We start from the raw sequence: 19,576 nt of genomic DNA on the forward strand, positions 1-19,576 counted from the left end.
GGAGAGGGATGCAAGGCCTTTAAGCGATCAGTTCCTTGATCACTTCGCCGTAGACCACCGTCGGACGCTCGGAGCGGCCGTTGTTGAGGTAAGTGGTCTTGAGATGATCCAGGCCCATGAGTGCGAGCACGGTGGCGTGCAGGTCATAGGTGTCGACCGTGCGGCCCACCGAGCGCAGGCCGATTTCGTCGGTCGCGCCGAAGGTGGTGCCGGCCTTGGAGCCGCCGCCCGCGATCCACTGCGTGTAGCCCCAGGGGTTGTGGTCGCGGCCGTTGCCACTCTGGCCGTACGAGGTGCGGCCGAATTCCGAAGCCCAGACCACGAGCGTGGAATCGAGCAGGCCGCGCGATTCGAGGTCGGCGAGCAGGCCGGCGATCGGCTTGTCGACAGCCTTCGCGTTCGCGGCGTGGTTGGCTTCGAGATTCTCGTGGGCGTCCCAGTTGGTGCGATCTTCGCCCGCAATCTTCACCGGCCCGTTGATCACCTGCACGAAGCGCACGCCGCGCTCGACGAGGCGACGCGCACGCAGCATCTGCGTGCCGTAATCCTTGGTCAGCTCATCGTTGAGACCGTAGAGCTCGCGGGTGGCGTCGCTTTCCTTGCTCAGGTCCACCGCTTCGGGCGCCGCCGACTGCATGCGGTACGCGAGCTCGTAGGAGTTCAGGCGCGCCGCCAGCTCGGTGTCGCGCGGATAGCGCGCCGCGTTCTGCTGGTTGAGCTTGCGCAGCAGGTCGAGGTTGTCGCGCTGCTGGGCGGCGGCGACGAGCTCGGGGCTCGACAGATTGAGGATCGGAGACGGCCCCGGGCGGAACGCCGTGCCCTGGTAGATCGCCGGCAAAAAGCCCGAAGCCCAGTTCACCGAACCACCGCTCGGCTCGCGATCGCCGCCGTAGAGCACGACGTAGGCCGGCAGGTCCGGGTTCGCGGTGCCGAGTGCGTACTGCACCCAGGCGCCGAGCGTCGGACGGCCCGGGTTGAGGTCACCGGTGTTGAGCTTGAGGATCGAGATGTCGTGCGTCGCGCCGATGGTGGTGCTCGACTTGATGAAGGCGAGCTTGTCGGCCTGCTTGCCGAGGTTCGGCAGCAGATCGGAGAACCAGGCGCCGCTCTCGCCGTACTGCTTCCAGCTGCGGTTCGACGCGTAGAGCTTGCCGACGCCGCCCTGGGTGCTCGTCTTGATGCCCTTGAGGAAGGATTCCGGCACGTCCTGGCCGGCGAGCTTCACGAGCTCGGGCTTGTAGTCGTACAGGTCGAGCGTGCTCGGGGCACCGTTCATGTGCAGCCAGATGATCGACTTGGCCTTGGCCGCGAAGTGCGGCGCCTTCGGTGCGAGCGGATCGACCTGCACCGGATTGGCGAGGTCGGACGCCTGCGCGACATTGAGCAGGCCGCCGCCGAAGCCGCCGAGGGCGAGCGAGCCAGCGCCGATGCCGGCGTTGCGCAGGAAGTTGCGACGAGAGTGATGGTTGTTGCTCATGGGGTTGTCCTTGTTCCTGTGATCGCTTGATTCGTTGGGAAGCGAGCGGCGCTTCAGAAGCGGTAGGTGAAATCGTTGGAGTTGGCGACCGTGTGCACGAGGTCGACGAAGGCGGCGGCACGGATCGGATCGCTCGGGCTCGTCTTGAGGCCCGTGGGCAATGCGAGCGACAGCTTGCCGTCGGCGGCTTTCTGCGTGATCACCTTCTGGTGTTCGTCGAGGAAGGCCAGCAGCTGCTGCTTCTCCTGCTCGCTCGCGTTGCGGGCGAACAGGATTTCGTAGAGCCGGTCGATCTGCGCCGATGGCGTGCCATTGGATTCGCTGATGACGCGGCCGGCCAGCGCCTGCGACCACTGGAACACCTGGTCGTTGTTGACCAGCGTGAGCGCCTGCAGCGGCGTGGTCGTCACGTCGCGCTTGCTGTGCGCCTGCTGGGCCGAGGCCATGTCGAAGGTTTCGAGCAGCGGATACGTCAGGCTGCGGCGCGTGAAGACGTAAAGGCTGCGGCGGTTCCAGTCGGCCTCGTCTTTCGACACCTTCCACATGTTGCCGGCGTTCACGCCGGCCGGCAGCGGTGCGAACACGCTCGGGCCACCGAGCTGATCGGTGAGCTTGCCCGATGCGACCAGCAGCGAATCACGGATCTGCTCGGCCTCGAGGCGACGGCGCGGGAAGATCGCGAGCAGCTTGTTGTCCGGATCGGCGGCGACGATGTCTGCGCGATAGTCCGAAGCCTGGCGGTAGACGCTCGACAGCAGGATCTCGCGATGCAGCTGCTTGACGTCCCAGCCGGATTTGACGAAGCGATCGGCGAGGAAATCGAGCAGTTCCGGATGCGTCGGCTTCTCGCCGGCCTTGCCGAAGTCGCTGACCGTCTTGACGATGCCGGTGCCGAAGTACTGATCCCAGACGCGGTTGACGAACACGCGGGCCGTCAGCGGATTGCCCGGGCTGGCGATCCAGTTGGCCAGCGCGGTGCGGCGGCCCGACGAGGTCGCGGTCGGCACGATCACCGGCTTCTCGCCATTGGAGAACGCGGCCGGAAAGCCCGGCTGCACTTCCTCGAGCGGGCGCTCGTGGTTGCCGCCGAAGAACAGGAAGGTCGGCGGCGCATCGGCATAACCGAGTTCGGTCATCGCCGAGATCTGGTCCGAGCCCTTGGCCGGCTTGAGGTTGTCGAACTTCTTCAGCTCTTCGCCGAGCTTCTTGTACTGCTTGTACGGCTCTTCGTACTTGGCGTCGTAGACCGCGTTGTCCTTGTTGCTGCCGGCCTCTTCGAGATAGTTGGCGATGCTCGCTTCGTCGGTGACGTTGGCGAGGCGATGGTTGATCCAGCGATCGTGTGCGTTCCACTCGCTCTCGGGCTTGAAGATCGACTCGCGGCTGTCCGTGAGATAGCGCTCCTTGTGGTACTTCAGGCCGGCGTCGTAGACGCTGTCGATGATCGCCTTGCGCTTGGCGCGGATGTCCTTGGTCGCCTCTTCCCACTTCGCCTGCTGCGCCCGGTACGCGATTTCCTGCGGACCCACGGCGGCCGGCAGGTTGTCGACCGCGGAGAGGTTCGCGAAGAAGGCCTGCAGCTGGAAGTATTCCTTCTCGGAAATCTTGTCGATCTTGTGATCGTGGCAACGCGCGCACCCGACGGTCTGCGCGAGCATCACGGTGCCCACGGTGTCGACGATGTCGGTGGTGATCTGGTACTTGCGCTGCACCAGGTCGCGCGAGTTGCTGTTGTCCGGAAAGCCGGCCATGAAGCCCGTGGCGATCAGCGCGTTCTGGTCGTCCGGATACAGCTCGTCACCTGCGAGCTGCTCCTTGATGAAGCGGTCGTAGGGCTTGTTGTCGTTGAACGCGCCGATCACGTAGTCGCGGTAGCGGAACATGTTCGGGCGCGTGTCGTCGTTCTGAAAGCCCGTGCTGTCCGCATAGCGGGCCAGATCGAGCCAGCGACGCGCCTGGCGCTCGCCGAAGCGCGGCGACGCCAGCAGGCGATCGACGAGCTTTTCGTAGGCGTCGGGCGACTTGTCCTTCTCGAACGCGACGACTTCCTCGGGCGTCGGGATCAGGCCCCAGACGTCGAGCGTGGCACGACGAATGAACGCGCCGCGCGCGGCTTCGGCCGAGGGCTTGAGATTCTTCTCTTCGAGCTTGGCGAGCACGAAGGCGTCGACCGGATCGCGCACCCACTTCTGCTGCCTGACCGCCGGCACGGCCTGCTCCTTGACCGGCTGATACGACCACAGCTGCGCCGGCTTGAGCAGCGAGCGGGCCGGGGCCTTGGCGACCGCCGTCGTGTCCACCGCGGCAACCGCGATCGCGATCGCGGCCGGCTGCGCGGCGATGCCGTCAGCCGCGATCGCCGCCGAGCTGCTTGCCGCCCCCAATGCCACGCCCACCAGAACCGCGATAGATGCGCTCTTCTTCATTCGATCGACTCCAACTCCAAAACCGGTTTCGAGCCCGGTGCAGAACCATTCCGTCGTACCTCGCCCACTGCGAAGCACGCATGCCAATGAAGCTTTCGATGCCGTCCCAGGCTTTCCTGAGGCTTGCCGGGCCAGCGTTTTTGCAACGAGCGAGCCAGCCGAAATCACCGTCGTCAAGCTCGGCTCCAGACCGCGCTAGCACGCTGACTCGGCTCGATATTTCGCCCCTGTTGGAGACGCCTTCCGGCACTCTCCGGGACGCTGCTCGCCTGCGTCTGCTGCTTTCGCAAAATCACGCTGCTGATTCGCAAGCAGCGGCTCTATCGAGTTGCTTGCGAACCAACATCGCGATGCGCTTTCGGCGCTGCGCCTGCCCACGACTCCTGACCAGGATTTCCGACCGCCATCCGGGTGTAAGGCGGCGTGAGCCGTACTCCTTGCCCAGCCCCGCAAACGCGGGGCGCGACCCACCGATGGCCTCGTGGCCACTCGTATGCGTATTGAAGACGCCGATGGCGTCGGCGCCGATCGATAAACGTTTAAGCGTTCATCTCGAAGCCGCCCAGCTGGCGCCCTGCCAGCCTCGAGCCTCGTCTTCCGGCTCGTCTTCGGCACCGGACGCGGTATCGCTGCCAGACCGGCCCGACAGGTAGTGGTACTTCTTCAACAGGGTCCGCAGCACGTTGCGCGAAATGCCGAGCAAGGACGCCGCCCGAACCTGGTTGTAGCGCGAGTGGCGAAACGCCTCGTCGACGACCAGCTTCTCGACGGTTTCGAACAGCTTGTCTCCGCCGGCCTCGAACATCGTGCGCAGGGCCTGCGCGATCTGCTCTTTCGGCTCCAGCGGCTGGGACGAAGACGACGACGGCGCGCCGACGCTGCCCGCCAGCTGCAAATGCTCGGGCTGGATACGATTCGGCGCGACCAGCAACGCAAAGTGGATGACGTTCTCGAGCTCGCGGATGTTGCCGGGCCAGTGATAACGCTCCAGCTCCTGCTTGACCCGATCGCTCAGCAATTGCGGCGGCAACGACAGCTTCTGCGTATAGAGCCGCAGGAAATGTTCGGCCAGCGGCACGATGTCGCCGATGCGCTCGCGCAGCGGCGCGAGCCGCACCTGCGCGATGTTCAGGCGATAGACGAGATCAAGCCGGAAACGCCCGGCCTTCACGGCCTCGTTGAGATCGACGTTGGTCGCCGCAACCAGGCGAATGTCGACCGGAATCGGCCTGCGCGAACCGACCCGCACCACCTCGCGCTCCTGCAATACGCGCAACAGCTTGACCTGCAAGGGCAGCGGCAGATCGCCGATTTCATCGAGGAACAAAGTGCCCCGATGCGCGGCTTCGAACCAGCCTTCGCGGCGCGTCGTCGCACCGGTGAACGCGCCGGGCTCATGACCGAACAGTTCGCTCTCGGCGAGCTGCTCGCTGATGGCGCCGCAATTGACCGCGACGAAAGGCCCCTTGCGGCCACTGAGCTGATGGATATGCCGCGCGACGAGCTCCTTGCCGGTGCCGGTTTCACCGAGAATGACCACCGGCGCCTCGCTCGGCGCCACGCGTTCGAGATAGCGTCTGAGTTCCAGCGACGCCGGGTCTTCGAACACCAGGGCCTTGGCGCGTATCGACACAGGCTGCGCGTGTACGCCGTCCAAGGACAACACCGTGGCTTTTGATCCCCAATCAGACATCCTGGCTCCGAGTTGCTCGCTTGCTGATTCGTCGAGCTGCAATCTAGGAGGCCGCGTAGAGATACGTAAAAGAATTACAGACGCTATTCTTAAGCGATAACTTGAATATCGACGAGCTGTTCAGCAAATTGTTGACGCGCTTGTTGGATAGCCAACAGTTCGCAGCCGCCATCTGCGCGGAAGCCAGCAATGGCGCTGATTTTTCACCAAGCTGTGGCCCATCACGCCGCGCGCATATTCCCCAAACGAATGTGATTAGCGCCACTCGGACTAGCGGTTCTCGCAACCACGCGGTGCCAACCATGGTCTGATCGCGTCTCCCAGTCGCCCACCGCGCAAAGCCGCTTTCGATCATGGCCGATTCGCTGTCTTTTCCCACGCTCGTTCCGCCCGCCAGCAAGCTTCCGCGCGTGGGCACCACCATCTTCACTGTCATGAGCCAGCTCGCCCAGCAGCACGGGGCGGTCAACCTCGGGCAGGGCTTTCCGGATTTCGAGCCGCCGCAGCGCCTGCGCGATTCGCTTGTCCGCGCCATGGCGGCAGGCGCGAACCAGTACGCTCCAATGACCGGACTGCTGCGCCTGCGCGAGCAGATCGCCATCAAGTCGCAGCGCCTGCATGCGCGCAGGCTCGACCCCGAAACCGAAATCACGATCACCTCCGGCGCCACCGAAGCGATCTTCGCGGCGATCGCCGCCACCGTCGGCATCGGCGATGAAGTGATCCTGCTCGACCCGTGCTACGACAGCTACGAACCGGCGATCGAGCTGCAAGGCGCTCGTGCGGTGCACGTGCCGCTGCTCGCTCCACGCTTTTCGATCGATTGGCAGCGCCTGCGGGACGCGATCGGCCCGCGCACGCGCCTGCTCGTCATCAACTCGCCGCACAATCCGACCGGCGCGATGCTCGGCGCGGCCGATCTGGACCAGCTCGCCGGGCTGCTGCGCGGCACCGGCATCCTGCTGCTGTCCGACGAGGTCTACGAGCACATCACCTTCGACGGCGCCGAACACCACAGCGTGCTGCGACACGCCGAACTCGCCGGGCGCAGCTTCGTCATCAGCTCGTTCGGCAAGACGTTTCACTGCACCGGCTGGAAGGTCGGCTACTGCGTCGCGCCGGCTGCGCTGAGCGCGGAATTCCGCAAGGTTCACCAGTACCTCACGTTCTGCACGTTCAACCCGGCGCAGTGGGCGTTCGCCGACATGCTCGAACACGAGCCCGCGCATTACCTCGAGCTGCCGGCGTTCTATCAACGCAAGCGCAACCGCTTCCGCTCGCTGCTCGCGGGGTCGCGCCTGAAGCTGCTCGACGTGCCGGGCGGCTACTTCCAGCTCGCCGATTATTCGGCGATCGACGACGAACTCGACGATGTCGCCTTCAGTCGCTGGCTCGTCGAAAAGCACAAGCTCGCAGCGATTCCGATCTCGGTGTTCTACGAAACCCCGCCCGCCACGCGGCTGATCCGCCTATGCTTCGCCAAGAACGACGACACCTTGCGCGCCGGAGCGGATGCCTTATGCAGACTTTGACCGTCAGCCTGATCCAGGGCGACACGCGCTGGCTCGACGCCCAGGCCAATCACGACTACTACGCCGAGCGCATTCGTGCGCTCGACGGCAAGCCCGACCTGATCGTGCTGCCCGAGACGTTCTCCTCTGGCTTCACCAACGACGTCGCCAAGGCCGCCGAGAGCATGGAGGGCCCCAGCGTGCAGTGGCTGCGCAAGCTCGCGCTCGAAACCGGCGCGGTGATCACCGGCAGCCTCGTCATCGAAGAAGGCGGACGGTTCTTCAACCGGCTGATCTGGGCCACGCCCGACACCGCGATCGAGTATTACGACAAGCGCCATCTGTTCCGCATGGCACGCGAGCACGAGCGCTACGCGAGCGGCAGGCGCAGGCCGGTGTTCACGCTGCGCGGCTGGCGCGTGTTGCCGCTGGTTTGCTACGACCTGCGCTTTCCGGCGTGGTCGCGCAATCGCGGCAACGAGCAGGCCGAAGGCGGCATGGATTACGACCTCGCGCTCTACGTGGCGAACTGGCCGAGTGCCCGCCGCCATGCCTGGCGCACCTTGCTCAAGGCGCGCGCGATCGAAAACCTCAGCTACGTCGTCGGCGTGAATCGCGCCGGCACCGATGGCAACGGGCATCCGTACAGCGGTGACAGCACCATCGTCGATCCGCTAGGCGAGAACCTCGTCGAGCTCGACGAGCGCGAACAGAGCAGCACGCTCGCGCTCGATCCGGCCCCGCTGCTCGCGCATCGCAAGCGCTTTCCGGCCTGGCTCGATGCGGATGCGTTCGAGATCACGCTCTGATCTGAGCCGCGCGCACCGCTTCATCGTCACGGCCGGAAGCGGCTCTGCGGTGTGAGCTGCGGATTGCGATTGACGCGGTCCGTCGTCCAATCCGGATCGGAGGCTTCGACTTTCGCCGAGGCGCGCAGCACCGAATAACCGAAGCGCTGCTTGAACAGTGCGCCCACTTCAACCAGCGCGCGCTCGTTGTTGCGGTTATCCGCGTGCAGCACGATCAGCAGGCGCGAAGGCAGCTTTTCGGGCTTTCCACTCGGGCCTCGCCATTGGCCGTGCACGTCGTACCAGGTCAGTCCATCCGGAAATCGCGGCGTAACGACTTCGGCCAGGAACGTGTCCCACTGCGCCGCGTCGATCGCGGTGAAGTACAGCTCGGTGCGCAGCATCTGACGCACGGCCGGAGCCTCGTCGGCCGCCTTCACGGGCAACAACATCAGCGAAGCCGAAGCACCGACCATCGCGGCACACAACAGGGAACGCAGATTCAAGTGGAAACTCCCGATGAAGAAGCGCGCGGCCGTCGCGAGCGCCGCAGTTGCAGCAAAGCCAGCACGAGCGCGCCGATCAAGCTGATGCCCAGACCGAGCAAGGCGCCCCAGCCGACGTAGACCACGCTCGAACAGAACATGGCGATGCAGAGCGCGAGGAACAGCAGCGGCAGCCATGGATAGAACGGAACCGCGAACGGCCGCTCGACCTGCGGAAAGCGCCGTCGCAGTACGATCAGGGACAAGCCGCTGAGGCTCATGAAGAACCAATACACCGGCGTCATGTATTCGACCATCGCGTTGAAACCATCGTCCGCGTAGCTGCCGAACGCGATCAGCAGCAAGGACACCGCGCCGATCGCGAGCAAGGCGAACGCGGGCACGCCGCGATCTTCGTTCCAGGTGCCGAGACGCCCGAGCGCCGGCACATCGCGAGCCGCCGCAAAAGTCACGCGCGGGCCCGCGATCAACACCGCGTTGATGCTCGATACCGCGGTGACGCCGACCACGATGACGATCAGCAGGCCGCCGGATTTTCCGAACACCTGCGTGAGCAATTCCACTGCCGGCGCTTCACTTGCCGCGAGTCCGTCGAAACCGAGCCCACGCACAAACGCCCAGTTCACCGCCAGATAAATCGCGAGCATCAGCACGATGCTGCCGACCAGAGCGATCAGCAGTCCACGGCGGCCATCGCGAGCTTCGGCCGACAAGGTCGCCGCATCGCCCCAACCGCCCAGAGCGAGCAGAACGTAGATCATCGCGGATGACCAGCCTGCGAAGCTCGGCGATGATTCCGCCACTGTTGAAGCCGGAGCCGGCTCGCTCCACCAGGCTGCGCCGATGATCGCGACGAAGCCCAGGGCCACGAGCGCGACGAGCACGGTTTGCGTGAGCAGGCCCATGCGCATGCCGGCGAGATTCGTCGCCACCAAGGCGATCACGATCGCCGCCGCGCACCCGCCTTCCGCCGCGGCTGGCCAGTGCAGCAACGAGGCCAGGTGATCCGCGAACAAGAACGCGGTCAGCGCGATCCAGCCCGTATGCAGCACCGAGAAGCGCGACCACGCGTAGACGAAACCGGCATAGGGGCCGTAGGCGAGCCGCAGGAAGTGGTAATCGCCACCGGCATCCGGAAACGCGGCGGCGAGCTCGGCGAAGCACAGGGCGCCGATCACCGACAACACGCCGCCGAGCAGCCAGACCGCGTAGAAATACGATTCACCGACACCTTGCGCGACCGTCGGCGCGGTCTTGAGGATGTCGGTGGTGATCGTCATGCCCAGCGTGACGACGAGCGCCGTCGCCGTGCCGAGGTGGCGGCGCGGGCCGGCTGCGCGGTCGTCGACGACTGGCGACATGAGGCTCCAGACCCTGAGCGCTTTAGGCAAAGCGCTCAGGGCATGCTCGGCACAAGGATCAGAACGTGAACGCAGCGCGGCCGTAGTAATACGCGCCGTTGGAGCCGATCGGCGAGAGCACGTCGTACGGCAGGTTGCCGCCGTAGTTGATCTCGTCGCTCGAACGCTCCGGGTAATTGTCCGTCAGGTTGTTGCCGCCGACCGCGAACGACAGGTTCTGCGTCACGCGATACGAGACTTCCGCATCGAGCTGCCAGCGTGCGTCGTAGGTCTGCGTGGGCTCGTAGCCGCCGCCGAAGTTGAACACGCGCGTGGTCTTGCCGTGGCGCGTGACGCGGCCGAGCAGGCCCCAGCGCGGGCTGTTCCAGGTGGCGTTGACGATGAAGCGATCACGCGGCGTCGCATCGGTGAGCGTGTTGCGCTCTTCCACACCGACGAGATCGGTTTCGGTGATGTCGAGATCGGTGAGCTGCCCCGGAATCGCCTGCGTGCTGCGCACCTTGGTCTTGTTGTAGGTGTAGCTCGTGGTGACGAGCAGCTTGCCCGCGAACAGCGGCTGCCTGTAGTTGCTGACCAGTTCGGCCCCGCGCGTGCGCGTGTTCGCCGCGTTGCTGAAGAACACAACGTCGTGCACGCCACTGACACCGAAGTTGTCTTCGACGAAGTCCTCCAGCGCATCGCTGCCGAGGCGCTGCGACAAGGTCACGCGATCGTCGATGTTGATCTGGAACACGTCGAGCGAGACATCGAGGCGATCGCTGAGCTGGCCGGTGACGCCGAGGCTGAAGTTCTCGGACGTCTCCGGCTTGAGGTCACGCGCGCCGAGCGCGCGCGCGATCGGATCGTTGACCGACAAGGTGCGCACGTCGACGAGCACGCCGCCGTCGCCGAAGTTGCTCGTGGTGCTCTGGAAGCCGATCTGCGTCAGCGAAGGCGCGCGGAAGTTGTTCGACACCGCGCCACGCAGCGCCACCGCATCGACGAGCTGATAGCGCGCGGACAGCTTGCCGGTGAGCTTGTCGCCGGCGTCGTCGTAGTCTTCGTAGCGCGTGGCGATGTCGACGAACAGCTTGTCGGTCAGGTCACCCGACAGATCGAGATAAACGCCGAAGACGTTGCGATCGATGTCGGAGGTATCGCTCGGGCGCAGGCCGCTCGCGCCATCGGCGCCGGTGCCCGCGTACGAGGCTTCGTCGCCCGCGCCGGTCACGTAGTTTTCGTAGCGATATTCGCCGCCGAGCGCGAGCAGGAAGTTGCGCCCGCCGAGGTTCAGCGCGCGCGTGAAATCGAGATTCGCGAGGCTCTGGCGCAGCTCGTAGTCGCCGGTGTTGAAGTAGGTCGGCGACGCCGCGCCGAGCGAGGTATTGATCGTGCGCTGCACCGCCGATTCGAACTTGTTGCGGCCGTGCGTGAGGCTCGCGTCGTAGGTCCAGGCGCTCGCGAAATCACCGCGCAGGCCGGCGCTGGCCGAAATGTCGGTGTTCTCGCCGAGCGATTGCGGCAGATAGCCTTCCGGAAAGATCGGACGCTCGGCATCGGGATAGCGATAGAACGCGTAGCCGGTGGTATCGCGCGTGTTGTAGGTGCCGAAGGCGTAGGCCTCGCCGAACGAAAACGGCAGATCGCTATTGAACCAGGCGTTGACGTCGCGCGCCTCGCCGTCGCCCATCGCATAATTGCGGCGGCCCGGCACGTCGTCGAAGCCATCGAAGCCCGCGCGATTGGTCGGATTGCGATCCTTGTATTCCGCGCCCGCGCGAATGAAGCCGCCGTCGCCGATCGCCGCACCGGCCTTGGCGCTGTAGAACACGTTCTGGCCGTCGGTCGTGGTCTTGTCGATGGCGTCCTGATGCGTGTGATAACCGCCGTAGCTCGCCGACAGTTCGCCGCCTTCGGCGCCGTCGTCGAGGATCACGTTGATGACGCCGGCGACCGCATCGGAACCGTATTGAGCGCCGGCGCCATCGCGCAGCACTTCGATGCGCTTGATCGCGCTGACCGGAATCGAGTTGAAGTCGACCGCCGCGGTACCGCGGCCGATCTTGGAGGAATCGTTGACGAGCGCCGAGGTGTGGCGACGCTTGCCGTTGACGAGCACCAGCACCTGGTCGGGGCTCAGGCCGCGCAGCTGCGCGGCGCGCACATGATCGGCGCCGCCCGAGTTGGACTGGCGCGGGAAGTTGAACGAGGGCAGCAGCACCTGCAGCGCCTGGCCGAGCTCGCCGCCGACCGAAGCCGCGGAGCGCAGATCCTGCGCGGTCAGCACGTCGACGGGCACCGGCGAATCGAGCACCGTGCGGTTCTTGGCGCGCGTGCCGGTGACGATGACTTCGGCGAGATCGCCGTCGTCCGCGCGGGTATTGCGGGCGGTCTCGGTGGCGCTGGATTGAGCTTCCTGTGCAGCGGCGGAGCCCGCAAAGCTCAAGACGGCAGCCGCGACGGTCGCGGCGAGGCGATGACTCATAAATCCCCCAGAAGATATGCAGGCGCGCATTGGGAAGTTTCTGTCGAGGGCGTGTCAATAGACCAATTTCGACTAGCAGTCTCCGTTTATATAAGCCGCAATAGGCGCTATAACGCGCCGCGGCCTGCATTGCGCATTTATCGACCGCTCCAGGAATCACACTCGATGAGCCCGTTCGCCCGATCCTTCGCACCGCGCGCCTGCGCCTTGTTGCTGCTGCTCCTCGCAGGCTGCGCTGCGCCATCGCTGCAAGGCACCGGCGGCACGCCCTCGCGCCTGCAAGGCGATGCCTCGCATCCGGGGCAGGCGCAGAACTGGGTGCGCACCGAGCTCTACTTCGCCACCGGTCCGGCCGACGACCTCAAAAAGGGAGTCGACGAAGCCGGCTGGCGCGCCTTTCTCGACCGCGAGATTTCCACTCGCTTTGCCAGCGGGCTCAGCGTGTTCGACATCTACGGCCAGTGGCAGGACCAGGGCGCGCCCGCACCCGAGCGCCTGCGCTCGAAAGTCGTCGTGCTGCTGCACGAGTCCAACGCCGCCAACGATGCGAAGATCGAGCAGATTCGCAGCGCCTGGAAAGCCGCCACCGGCGATCTGTCGGTGCTGCGCGTGACCCAGCCGGCCGACGTGTCGTTCTGAGCTGAGCGGCTCTTCCCTTTCCTGTGGCGTGACCGGATTCGACCATGCGCTTGTTCGTCCGCGGTGATATCGACGGCTTCTTCGGGCTCGCGCTCGACAATCTGATCCTGCTGCTGGTGCTGTCCGCCCTGTGCCGCTACGTGCTCGGCTTCCCCGAGGAGCTCGTGGTGGGACGCATCCTGCCGGGCGCGGCGGTGTCGCTGCTGGTCGGCAACCTCTACTACGCCTGGCAGGCCCTGCAGCTCGCGCGCGCCGAGAATCGCCGCGATGTCTGCGCGCTGCCGTATGGGCTCAATGCGGTCACCGTCTTCACCTTCGTGTTCCTGGTGATGCTGCCGGCCAAGCTCGCGGCGACCGCGGCGGGCGCGGCCGATCCGGCGCGCATCGCCTGGCAGGCCGGCCTGCTCGCCTGCTTCAGCTGCGGCGCGATCGAGCTGATCGGCTCCACGATCGTCGATCGCATTCGCCGCGCCACTCCGCGCGCCGCCTTGCTGTCGACGCTCGCGGGTCTGGCGTTGGCCTTCATTTCGCTGGGCTTCCTGTTCCGCGCCTACGCCACGCCGGTGGTCGGGCTCACCACGCTCGCGGTGATCCTGCTCGGCTACTTCGGTCGCGTGAAGTTTCGCGGCGGCCTGCCGGTGGGCCTGGTCGCGGTCGCGCTGGGCACCGCGCTGGCCTGGGGAACCGGCCTGGCTCCGGTCGGCCCGGCTCCGGGCGCACCTCAGCTCGCATTGCCGCTGCCCGTGATCGGCGATCTGCTCGCCTCGTTCCGCGGCGATTTTTTGCTGAGCTACTTCGCGATCATTTTGCCGATGGGCCTGTTCATCGTCGCCGGCTCGATGCAGAACCTCGAATCGGCCGAAGCCGCCGGCGACAAGTTCGCGGCACGGCCCTCGCTCGCGGTGAACGGCATCGGCTCGATCGCCGCCGCCGCATTCGGCTCTTGCTTCCCGACCACGCTCTACATCGGCCATCCGGGCTGGAAGGCGATGGGCGCGCGCGCCGGCTATTCGGCGCTCTCGGGCATTTTCATCGCCCTGCTCTGCTTCACCGGCACCATCGCGCATGTGGCCTGGGCGATGCCCGTCGAAGCCGGCATGGCGATCCTGCTGTGGATCGGCATCGTCATGACCGCACAAGCGTTCCAGGCCACGCCGAGGCACCACGCGCCGGCCGTCGTCATCGGCATTCTTCCGGGGCTGGCGACCTGGGGCGCCATCATGGCCAAGTCGGGCCTGCGCGCGGCCGGCATCGGCTCGCCCGAACACGCGCTCGGAGCCGACATCGTGCCGGGCTTTCTGCAGGGCGACGTGCATATCACCGGCGCCTTCGCGCTCGAACAAGGCGTGGTGTTCACCGCGATGATCCTGTCGGCGATGACGGTCGCGGTGATCGAGCGCCAGTTCGTGCGCGCCGCGGTCTGGTGCGGCATCGCCGCCGCGGTCTCGGCCACCGGGCTCATGCACGGCTATCAGTACACGCCGGCCGACACCGTGCTGCAGCTGCAGCCGGCCTGGCCCTGGGTCTGGGCCTATGCGCTGATGGCGCTGGTGTTCGTTTCGGCGCGCTGGCTGACGGTCGAGGACGACAGCGCCGGCCACGCCTGAGCGGTTCGCGAGCCCATGCAGCCCGGCGTCGGACGCAGCAGCATCCAGCTGCCACCGGGCGACTGGGCGCTGCTGGTCGATTTTCTCGCCGAGCACTTTGCGCGAATCGGCCGCGAGGTCTGGATCGCGCGACTGCAGCAGGGCAAGGTGTTCGACGCGCGCGGCGAACCCTTGAGCGTCGACGCGCCCTTCGTCGCGGGGCAGGTCGTGCGCTACTTCCGCGAGGTCGAGCACGAGCCGCGCATTCCGTTCGAAGCGAACATCCTGCATCGCGACGAGCATCTGCTCGTCGTCGATAAGCCGCATTTTCTGCCGACCGTGCCCGCGGGGCGCTTCGTGCGCGAATCGCTGCTCATGCGCTTGAAGCTCGCAACCGGGCTCGGCTCGCTCGCGCCGCTGCACCGCCTGGATCGCGAAACGGCGGGGCTCGTGCTGTTCTCGATCGACGAGCGCTCGCGCGCCGCGTACAGCGCTTTATTCGCCGAACGGCGCATCGACAAGGTCTACGAGGCGCTCGCGCCGCTGTCGCCGGCGCATCGGTTTCCCTTGCAGCGCAGCAGCCGCATCGTCGCAGGCGAGCCGTTCTTCCGCATGCGCGAGATCGACGGGGAGCCGAACGCGCATACGCAGATCGAGCTCATCGAAACGCACCACGACACCGGCCGCGGTCGCTATCGGCTGCGTCCGCAAACCGGCAAGAAGCACCAGCTGCGCCTGCACATGGCCGCGCTCGGCCTGCCGATCGAGAACGATCGCTGGTATCCGGATCTGCTGGACGAGAGCGAAGACGACTACCGCAAACCGCTCAAGCTGCTCGCCCGCAGCCTGGCGTTCGAAGATCCGGTCGGCGGCGAGCAACGCGAGTTCAAAAGCCGATTCGAGCTTTGACGGCCTGAATCGGCTGGTTTTTCGCGGGATTTCGGCGCTCTGTCCGAATTTTGGACAAAAAGAAGCCCCCAAGAAGGGGGCCAAAGTGCGAGAAGGGCGCGTGGCCCTTCTGGAGGAGACTGGTTAGGCCGGAACCGGAAGTTCGACGTGCCTGATGGAGCGAAATATACGGATAACTTACCTACATGTAAATAGACTTCGACAAACTTTTTTCACGGCTTGTAGAAGTTCGAGCAAAAGCCGGGCCAGCCATACCGGTTGCTCCGGATGCGAAGGGCAGGCACAATCCGCCCCGTGGATCGCGAGCATCGACCGGATTGATATCTCTCCGTTCGGACCTCGCCTTAAAAGAACTCTCGCGTAGTCGAGAGCGAGGTGCGAGAGGAGAAAAAAGGCCCGTCTACATGCAAGTGTCGATGGGCCTTGGCTTTTCTGGTGTCCGGTTTTCGAGACAACCTGCAACTGTTATGGCGCGACTGTCGCTATGCCGATGCCGCCAGCTTTACCGAAACGGCGTGCAAAGCCTGCTCGACCAGCCCCTGGATCAGCCGTTCGACCGCCTCCGCCCCGCGTCCGCTCACACTCAGGGCTTCGTACATTTCGAGGCTCGTGAGGGCGAACAGCACGTCGACGAGTTCGGCCGCCGCCTGCGGACACGGCACCGTTACGACTCGCTCGACCAATTCGCTCAGCGCCACGCGCCGCTGCTCGGTGCGCCACTTCAGGCTGCAGGCCACGTCCTCGTCCATCCTGGCGACGGCTGCATAGCGTGAAATGACCACTCCGTAGTGGGCCCAGTAGCGGCAGAACACGTGGACGAAACTGCGCAAAGCCTGGGCCGGATCGCGCTCCGCGAAGATCGCAGGCAATTCGCACATGCCGCCCTGGCGGGCAAGGTCGTCGAACACCGCCTCGAGCAATCCGCAGCGCGAATCGAACTGGTTGTAGACCGTCAGCCGCGTGACCCCGGCCTGGCGGGCGACGCCGTCGACCGAGAACGCCGGCAAGCCCTCGCCTCCCGCGAGCAGCGTGCGGGCCGCGGCCACGATGCGGCAGCGGGTCTCGTCCGCAGCGGCTTCGCGGACGCGGCTGCTGTATGGCTGGCGCGGAGGCTTGACAGGCATGTTGTCGATATACAGTATGTATATTGAAAAGTTCAATGCGTTTCGAAGCCTGCAGTATGCCGATCGACGAAAGCCTCGTCGTGACGCCCACAGGGAGCCGCGGCCCGCTCGCGACGCGATCGACGGGTAGCCCTCGTCCCCTCCCTTTTAGTGATTCCCTTGTGCTGCATCAGGAGCTGGCCGGCATGAACGCCCCTCTTCCCCCGTCCTTCACGATCGCGGCCACGTCGCCCGACGCGCTGCATTTCAGCAACCGCGATCCGGCCTGGCTCAGGCAGGCGCGCGGCATCGTCGGCGATCTGTACGTGCGTTCGCCTGCGATCTACTGGACCGACTTCCTGCTCAGCATCGGCATCGCCTGGGCCGCGACCGCGGTGTACTTCCTCGCGCCGGCCTGGAGTGCGCTGCAGATCGGCGCGTTTCTGGTCGCGAGCGTGCTGTTCTTCCGCGCGGGCACCTTCATCCACGAGATCGTGCATTTCCCGCCCGGGCAGATGGTCTGGTTCGGTCGCACCTGGAACCTGCTGCAAGGCATTCCGCTGCTGATGCCCTGGGTGATGTATCGCAATCACGTCGACCACCACAGCGCCAAGCACTTCGGCTCGCCCGACGACGGCGAATACCTGCCGCTCGCGGCCTCGCCGCTGCGCGAGACGGTGAAGTACCTGGCGCAGGCACCGCTGCTGCCGATCTTCACGCTCGTGCGTTTCGGCATTCTGGGGCCGCTGTCCTGGTTTCATCGCGGCCTGCGCGAGTGGGTGCTTACGGCGACTTCGGCCGCGGTGTCGAATCCGTATTACCGCAAGCGTTTTCCGAAGCGAGAGCAGTCTCACCTGACGCTCGTCGAGGCGCTGTGCTTCGCCTATCTGATCGCGCTCGCGGCGCTGATCTACACGCGCGCCGTCAGCGGCACGCAGCTGCTCATGGCCTATGCGCTGATGGCCTGGACCTTGAGCCTGAACTGGGTGCGCAATCTCGCGGCGCACCGCTACGACAGCCGCGGCGATCGCATGAGCCACGCGGAACAGTTCATCAATTCGATCAACATCACCGGCCAGAGCTGGCTCACGGTGCTGCTGTTCCCGGTCGGGCTGCGCTATCACGCGCTGCATCATCTGTTTCCGACGATGCCGTATCACAATCTGGGCGAAGCGCATCGCAGATTGTCGTCGGCGCTTCCGCCCGATTCGCCGTATCACGGCACCGGACGCGACAGCTTCTTCGCCGCGGTCGGCGAACTGCTCGCCGCTGCGCGAGACACCAGGGCGGAAGACTCCGCGATGACCCGCTGGCGCGGCCGGTAAACGCGCGCGCTTACATCAGCTGCGTGAACAGCCAGTAGAGCGAGCCCGACAGCAGGATCGCCGCGGGCAGTGTGAGCACCCAGGCCATCAGCAGATTGCGGATCGTCGACATCTGCAGGCCCGAGCGATTCGCCGCCATGGTGCCGGCGACACCGGAACTCAGTACGTGCGTCGTCGATACCGGCAGGCCGTAGAGGTCGGCCGCACCGATCGTCATCATCGCCACGAGTTCCGCGGACGCACCCTGCGCGTAAGTCAGGTGCGTCTTGCCGATCTTCTCGCCGACGGTGACGACGATGCGCTTCCAGCCGACCATCGTGCCGAGTCCGAGCGCGATCGCGACGGCGACCTTGACCCACAGCGGGATGAACTTGGTCGCGTTGTCGATCTCCTTCTTGAACGCGCCGAGCCTGGCCATCTCGTCCTGGCCGAGATCGCCGTGGTGATGCTTGTCGAGGAAGCGGATCGTCTCGGAGGCGATGTACATGTCGTTGCGCACGTTGGCGACCGCATCGGCCGGCAGGCGCGCGAGCGAACCGTGTTCGCGAACCTGTTCGCCGATGCTGCCCGAGATCGACGCGAGCGAAGACAGCACCTCGGCCTTGAACTCGTGCGTACGCACGTAGTCGGTCAAAGCGGCGCGCGGATCGGTCGGCGCGTTCGCAGGCGAATGCGCGACGAGCAACTGCTGCGCGCCCTGCGCCATTTCGACGAAATGCGTGACTTCACTCTGCGGCATCGCGCGATTGAGCGCATAGGCCATCGGCACCGTGCCGACGAGGATCAGCATGATCAGGCCCATGCCCTTCTGGCCGTCGTTGGAACCGTGCGCGAACGACACGCCAGTGCAGGTGGCGATCAGCAGGCCGCGAATCCACCACGGCGGCGGCGTGTTGCCCTTGGGCTCCTCGTAGAGTTCGCGCTTCTTCACGAGCGTGCGCAGCGCGAGCAGCATCAGCGCGGCGAAACCGAAGCCGATCATCGGGGACAGCAGCAGTGAATAGCCGACCTTGGTCGCCTGCGCCCAATCGACGCCACTGGTGCCGTCGCGGCCATGCATGAGCGCGTTGGCGATGCCGACGCCGATGATCGAGCCGATCAGCGTGTGCGAGGACGAAGCCGGCAGGCCGAGCGCCCAGGTCGCGAGGTTCCAGACGATGGCCGCGATCAGCAGTGCGAACACCATCGCGAAGCCGGCACCCGAGCTCACCTGCAGGATCAGCTCCACCGGCAGCAGCGCGATGATGCCGAAGGCCACCGCGCCGCTCGACACCATCACGCCGACGAAATTGAAGAAGCCCGACCAGACGACGGCGAAACTCGGCGGCAGCGAATGCGTATAGATGACCGTCGCCACCGCGTTGGCGGTGTCGTGGAAACCGTTGACGAACTCGAAGCCCAGCGCGATCAGCAGCGCCACGCCGAGCAGGATGAACGGAACCAGTGTCGTGGTGCGCGCTCCCGCTTCGCTGACATCGCTGACGAGGCTGATGCCGGTGAAGAGCAAGCCGGCGCCGAGCAGACCGACGAACAGGATCACGGTTACGATGCTGGGCTTGCGATCGAGCTGCGGTCGCGAAGGAGTCGCCAGCGGCGGAGTAGCGAGAGAAGCGGAGCTCATGGCGCCAGGGATTGCGGACTTGGGATGACAGCATGGTCAGCAGGCAATGTTTCGGTTTGATGTCAGGGACGATTTCGAGGGTGCTCGCATGATCGGCCGTCTATCGACGGACCCGTTCAGGAGCGCTTTCGTCGACGCACACATGAAAATTTCCGCACGGGCGTCGA

Annotated in this window: 14 protein-coding genes; 6 read left to right on the forward strand and 8 right to left on the reverse strand. The window is 65.4% G+C overall.

Annotation, left to right across the window (positions count from 1 at the left end; all coding sequences use genetic code 11):
• Positions 1-19 precede the first annotated feature (19 nt).
• The 3 genes from WQQ_RS06570 to WQQ_RS06580 form a co-directional block, all read right to left on the reverse strand.
• Complete coding sequence (locus WQQ_RS06570; protein ID WP_007184323.1) at positions 20-1,477, reverse strand: DUF1501 domain-containing protein; 1,458 nt, start codon at positions 1,475-1,477, stop codon at positions 20-22.
• Positions 1,478-1,530: 53 nt separating this feature from the next.
• On the reverse strand, positions 1,531-3,903 hold the full coding sequence (locus WQQ_RS06575; RefSeq protein ID WP_007184324.1) for a DUF1549 and DUF1553 domain-containing protein: 2,373 nt from the start codon (positions 3,901-3,903) through the stop codon (positions 1,531-1,533).
• A gap of 547 nt (positions 3,904-4,450) precedes the next feature.
• Complete coding sequence (locus tag WQQ_RS06580) at positions 4,451-5,596, reverse strand: sigma-54-dependent Fis family transcriptional regulator (RefSeq protein WP_050997585.1); 1,146 nt, start codon at positions 5,594-5,596, stop codon at positions 4,451-4,453.
• A 353-nt stretch (positions 5,597-5,949) separates the two neighbouring features.
• On the opposite strand from WQQ_RS06580, the gene WQQ_RS06585 reads away from it, so the two are divergent.
• Together WQQ_RS06585 and WQQ_RS06590 are read left to right on the forward strand one after the other, a co-directional pair.
• A complete protein-coding gene (locus tag WQQ_RS06585) occupies positions 5,950-7,128 on the forward strand; it encodes a pyridoxal phosphate-dependent aminotransferase (protein WP_007184326.1) in 1,179 nt (392 codons plus the stop codon).
• Complete coding sequence (locus WQQ_RS06590) at positions 7,116-7,916, forward strand: amidohydrolase (protein ID WP_007184327.1); 801 nt, start codon at positions 7,116-7,118, stop codon at positions 7,914-7,916. Before WQQ_RS06585 ends, WQQ_RS06590 begins: the two co-directional genes overlap by 13 nt.
• Positions 7,917-7,942: 26 nt before the next feature.
• On the opposite strand, the gene WQQ_RS06595 is transcribed toward WQQ_RS06590, so the two are convergent.
• Genes WQQ_RS06595 through WQQ_RS06605 form a run of 3 tightly spaced genes read right to left on the reverse strand, consistent with a single transcriptional unit; the run spans position 7,943 to position 12,226 of the window.
• Positions 7,943-8,401: a DUF3574 domain-containing protein gene (locus WQQ_RS06595; protein ID WP_007184328.1), complete on the reverse strand. Its 459-nt coding sequence runs from the start codon at positions 8,399-8,401 to the stop codon at positions 7,943-7,945.
• Entirely contained in the window at positions 8,398-9,762 is a 1,365-nt protein-coding gene (locus WQQ_RS06600; RefSeq protein WP_007184329.1) for an APC family permease, read from the reverse strand. The genes WQQ_RS06595 and WQQ_RS06600 overlap by 4 nt, the downstream gene beginning before the upstream one ends.
• 58 nt (positions 9,763-9,820) lie before the next feature.
• Positions 9,821-12,226 (reverse strand): TonB-dependent receptor plug domain-containing protein, encoded by a 2,406-nt coding sequence (locus WQQ_RS06605; RefSeq protein ID WP_007184330.1) that lies wholly within the window; start codon positions 12,224-12,226, stop codon positions 9,821-9,823.
• 165 nt (positions 12,227-12,391) lie between these two features.
• On the opposite strand from WQQ_RS06605, the gene WQQ_RS06610 reads away from it, so the two are divergent.
• Genes WQQ_RS06610 through WQQ_RS06620 form a run of 3 tightly spaced genes read left to right on the forward strand, consistent with a single transcriptional unit; the run spans position 12,392 to position 15,360 of the window.
• The gene (locus WQQ_RS06610) at positions 12,392-12,865 is read left to right on the forward strand and encodes a DUF3574 domain-containing protein (protein ID WP_007184331.1); all 474 of its coding nucleotides are present in this window, start codon (positions 12,392-12,394) and stop codon (positions 12,863-12,865) included.
• 44 nt (positions 12,866-12,909) lie between these two features.
• Positions 12,910-14,472, forward strand: coding sequence for a SulP family inorganic anion transporter (locus tag WQQ_RS06615; RefSeq protein WP_007184332.1), 1,563 nt, complete (start codon positions 12,910-12,912; stop codon positions 14,470-14,472).
• Between the two features lie 15 nt (positions 14,473-14,487).
• A complete protein-coding gene (locus WQQ_RS06620; protein ID WP_007184333.1) occupies positions 14,488-15,360 on the forward strand; it encodes a pseudouridine synthase in 873 nt (290 codons plus the stop codon).
• 482 nt (positions 15,361-15,842) lie between these two features.
• On the opposite strand, the gene WQQ_RS06625 is transcribed toward WQQ_RS06620, so the two are convergent.
• The gene (locus tag WQQ_RS06625) at positions 15,843-16,484 is read right to left on the reverse strand and encodes a TetR/AcrR family transcriptional regulator (RefSeq protein WP_007184334.1); all 642 of its coding nucleotides are present in this window, start codon (positions 16,482-16,484) and stop codon (positions 15,843-15,845) included.
• A 185-nt stretch (positions 16,485-16,669) separates the two neighbouring features.
• Between WQQ_RS06625 and WQQ_RS06630 the strand changes: the two genes are divergently transcribed.
• Complete coding sequence (locus WQQ_RS06630; RefSeq protein WP_157534529.1) at positions 16,670-17,788, forward strand: fatty acid desaturase family protein; 1,119 nt, start codon at positions 16,670-16,672, stop codon at positions 17,786-17,788.
• Positions 17,789-17,798: 10 nt separating this feature from the next.
• Here WQQ_RS06630 and WQQ_RS06635 read toward each other — a convergent pair whose 3' ends face one another.
• Positions 17,799-19,409: an inorganic phosphate transporter gene (locus tag WQQ_RS06635; protein ID WP_007184336.1), complete on the reverse strand. Its 1,611-nt coding sequence runs from the start codon at positions 19,407-19,409 to the stop codon at positions 17,799-17,801.
• Between the last annotated feature and the right edge of the window lie 167 nt (positions 19,410-19,576).

Source organism: Hydrocarboniphaga effusa AP103, from assembly GCF_000271305.1.
Classification (GTDB): domain Bacteria; phylum Pseudomonadota; class Gammaproteobacteria; order Nevskiales; family Nevskiaceae; genus Hydrocarboniphaga; species Hydrocarboniphaga effusa.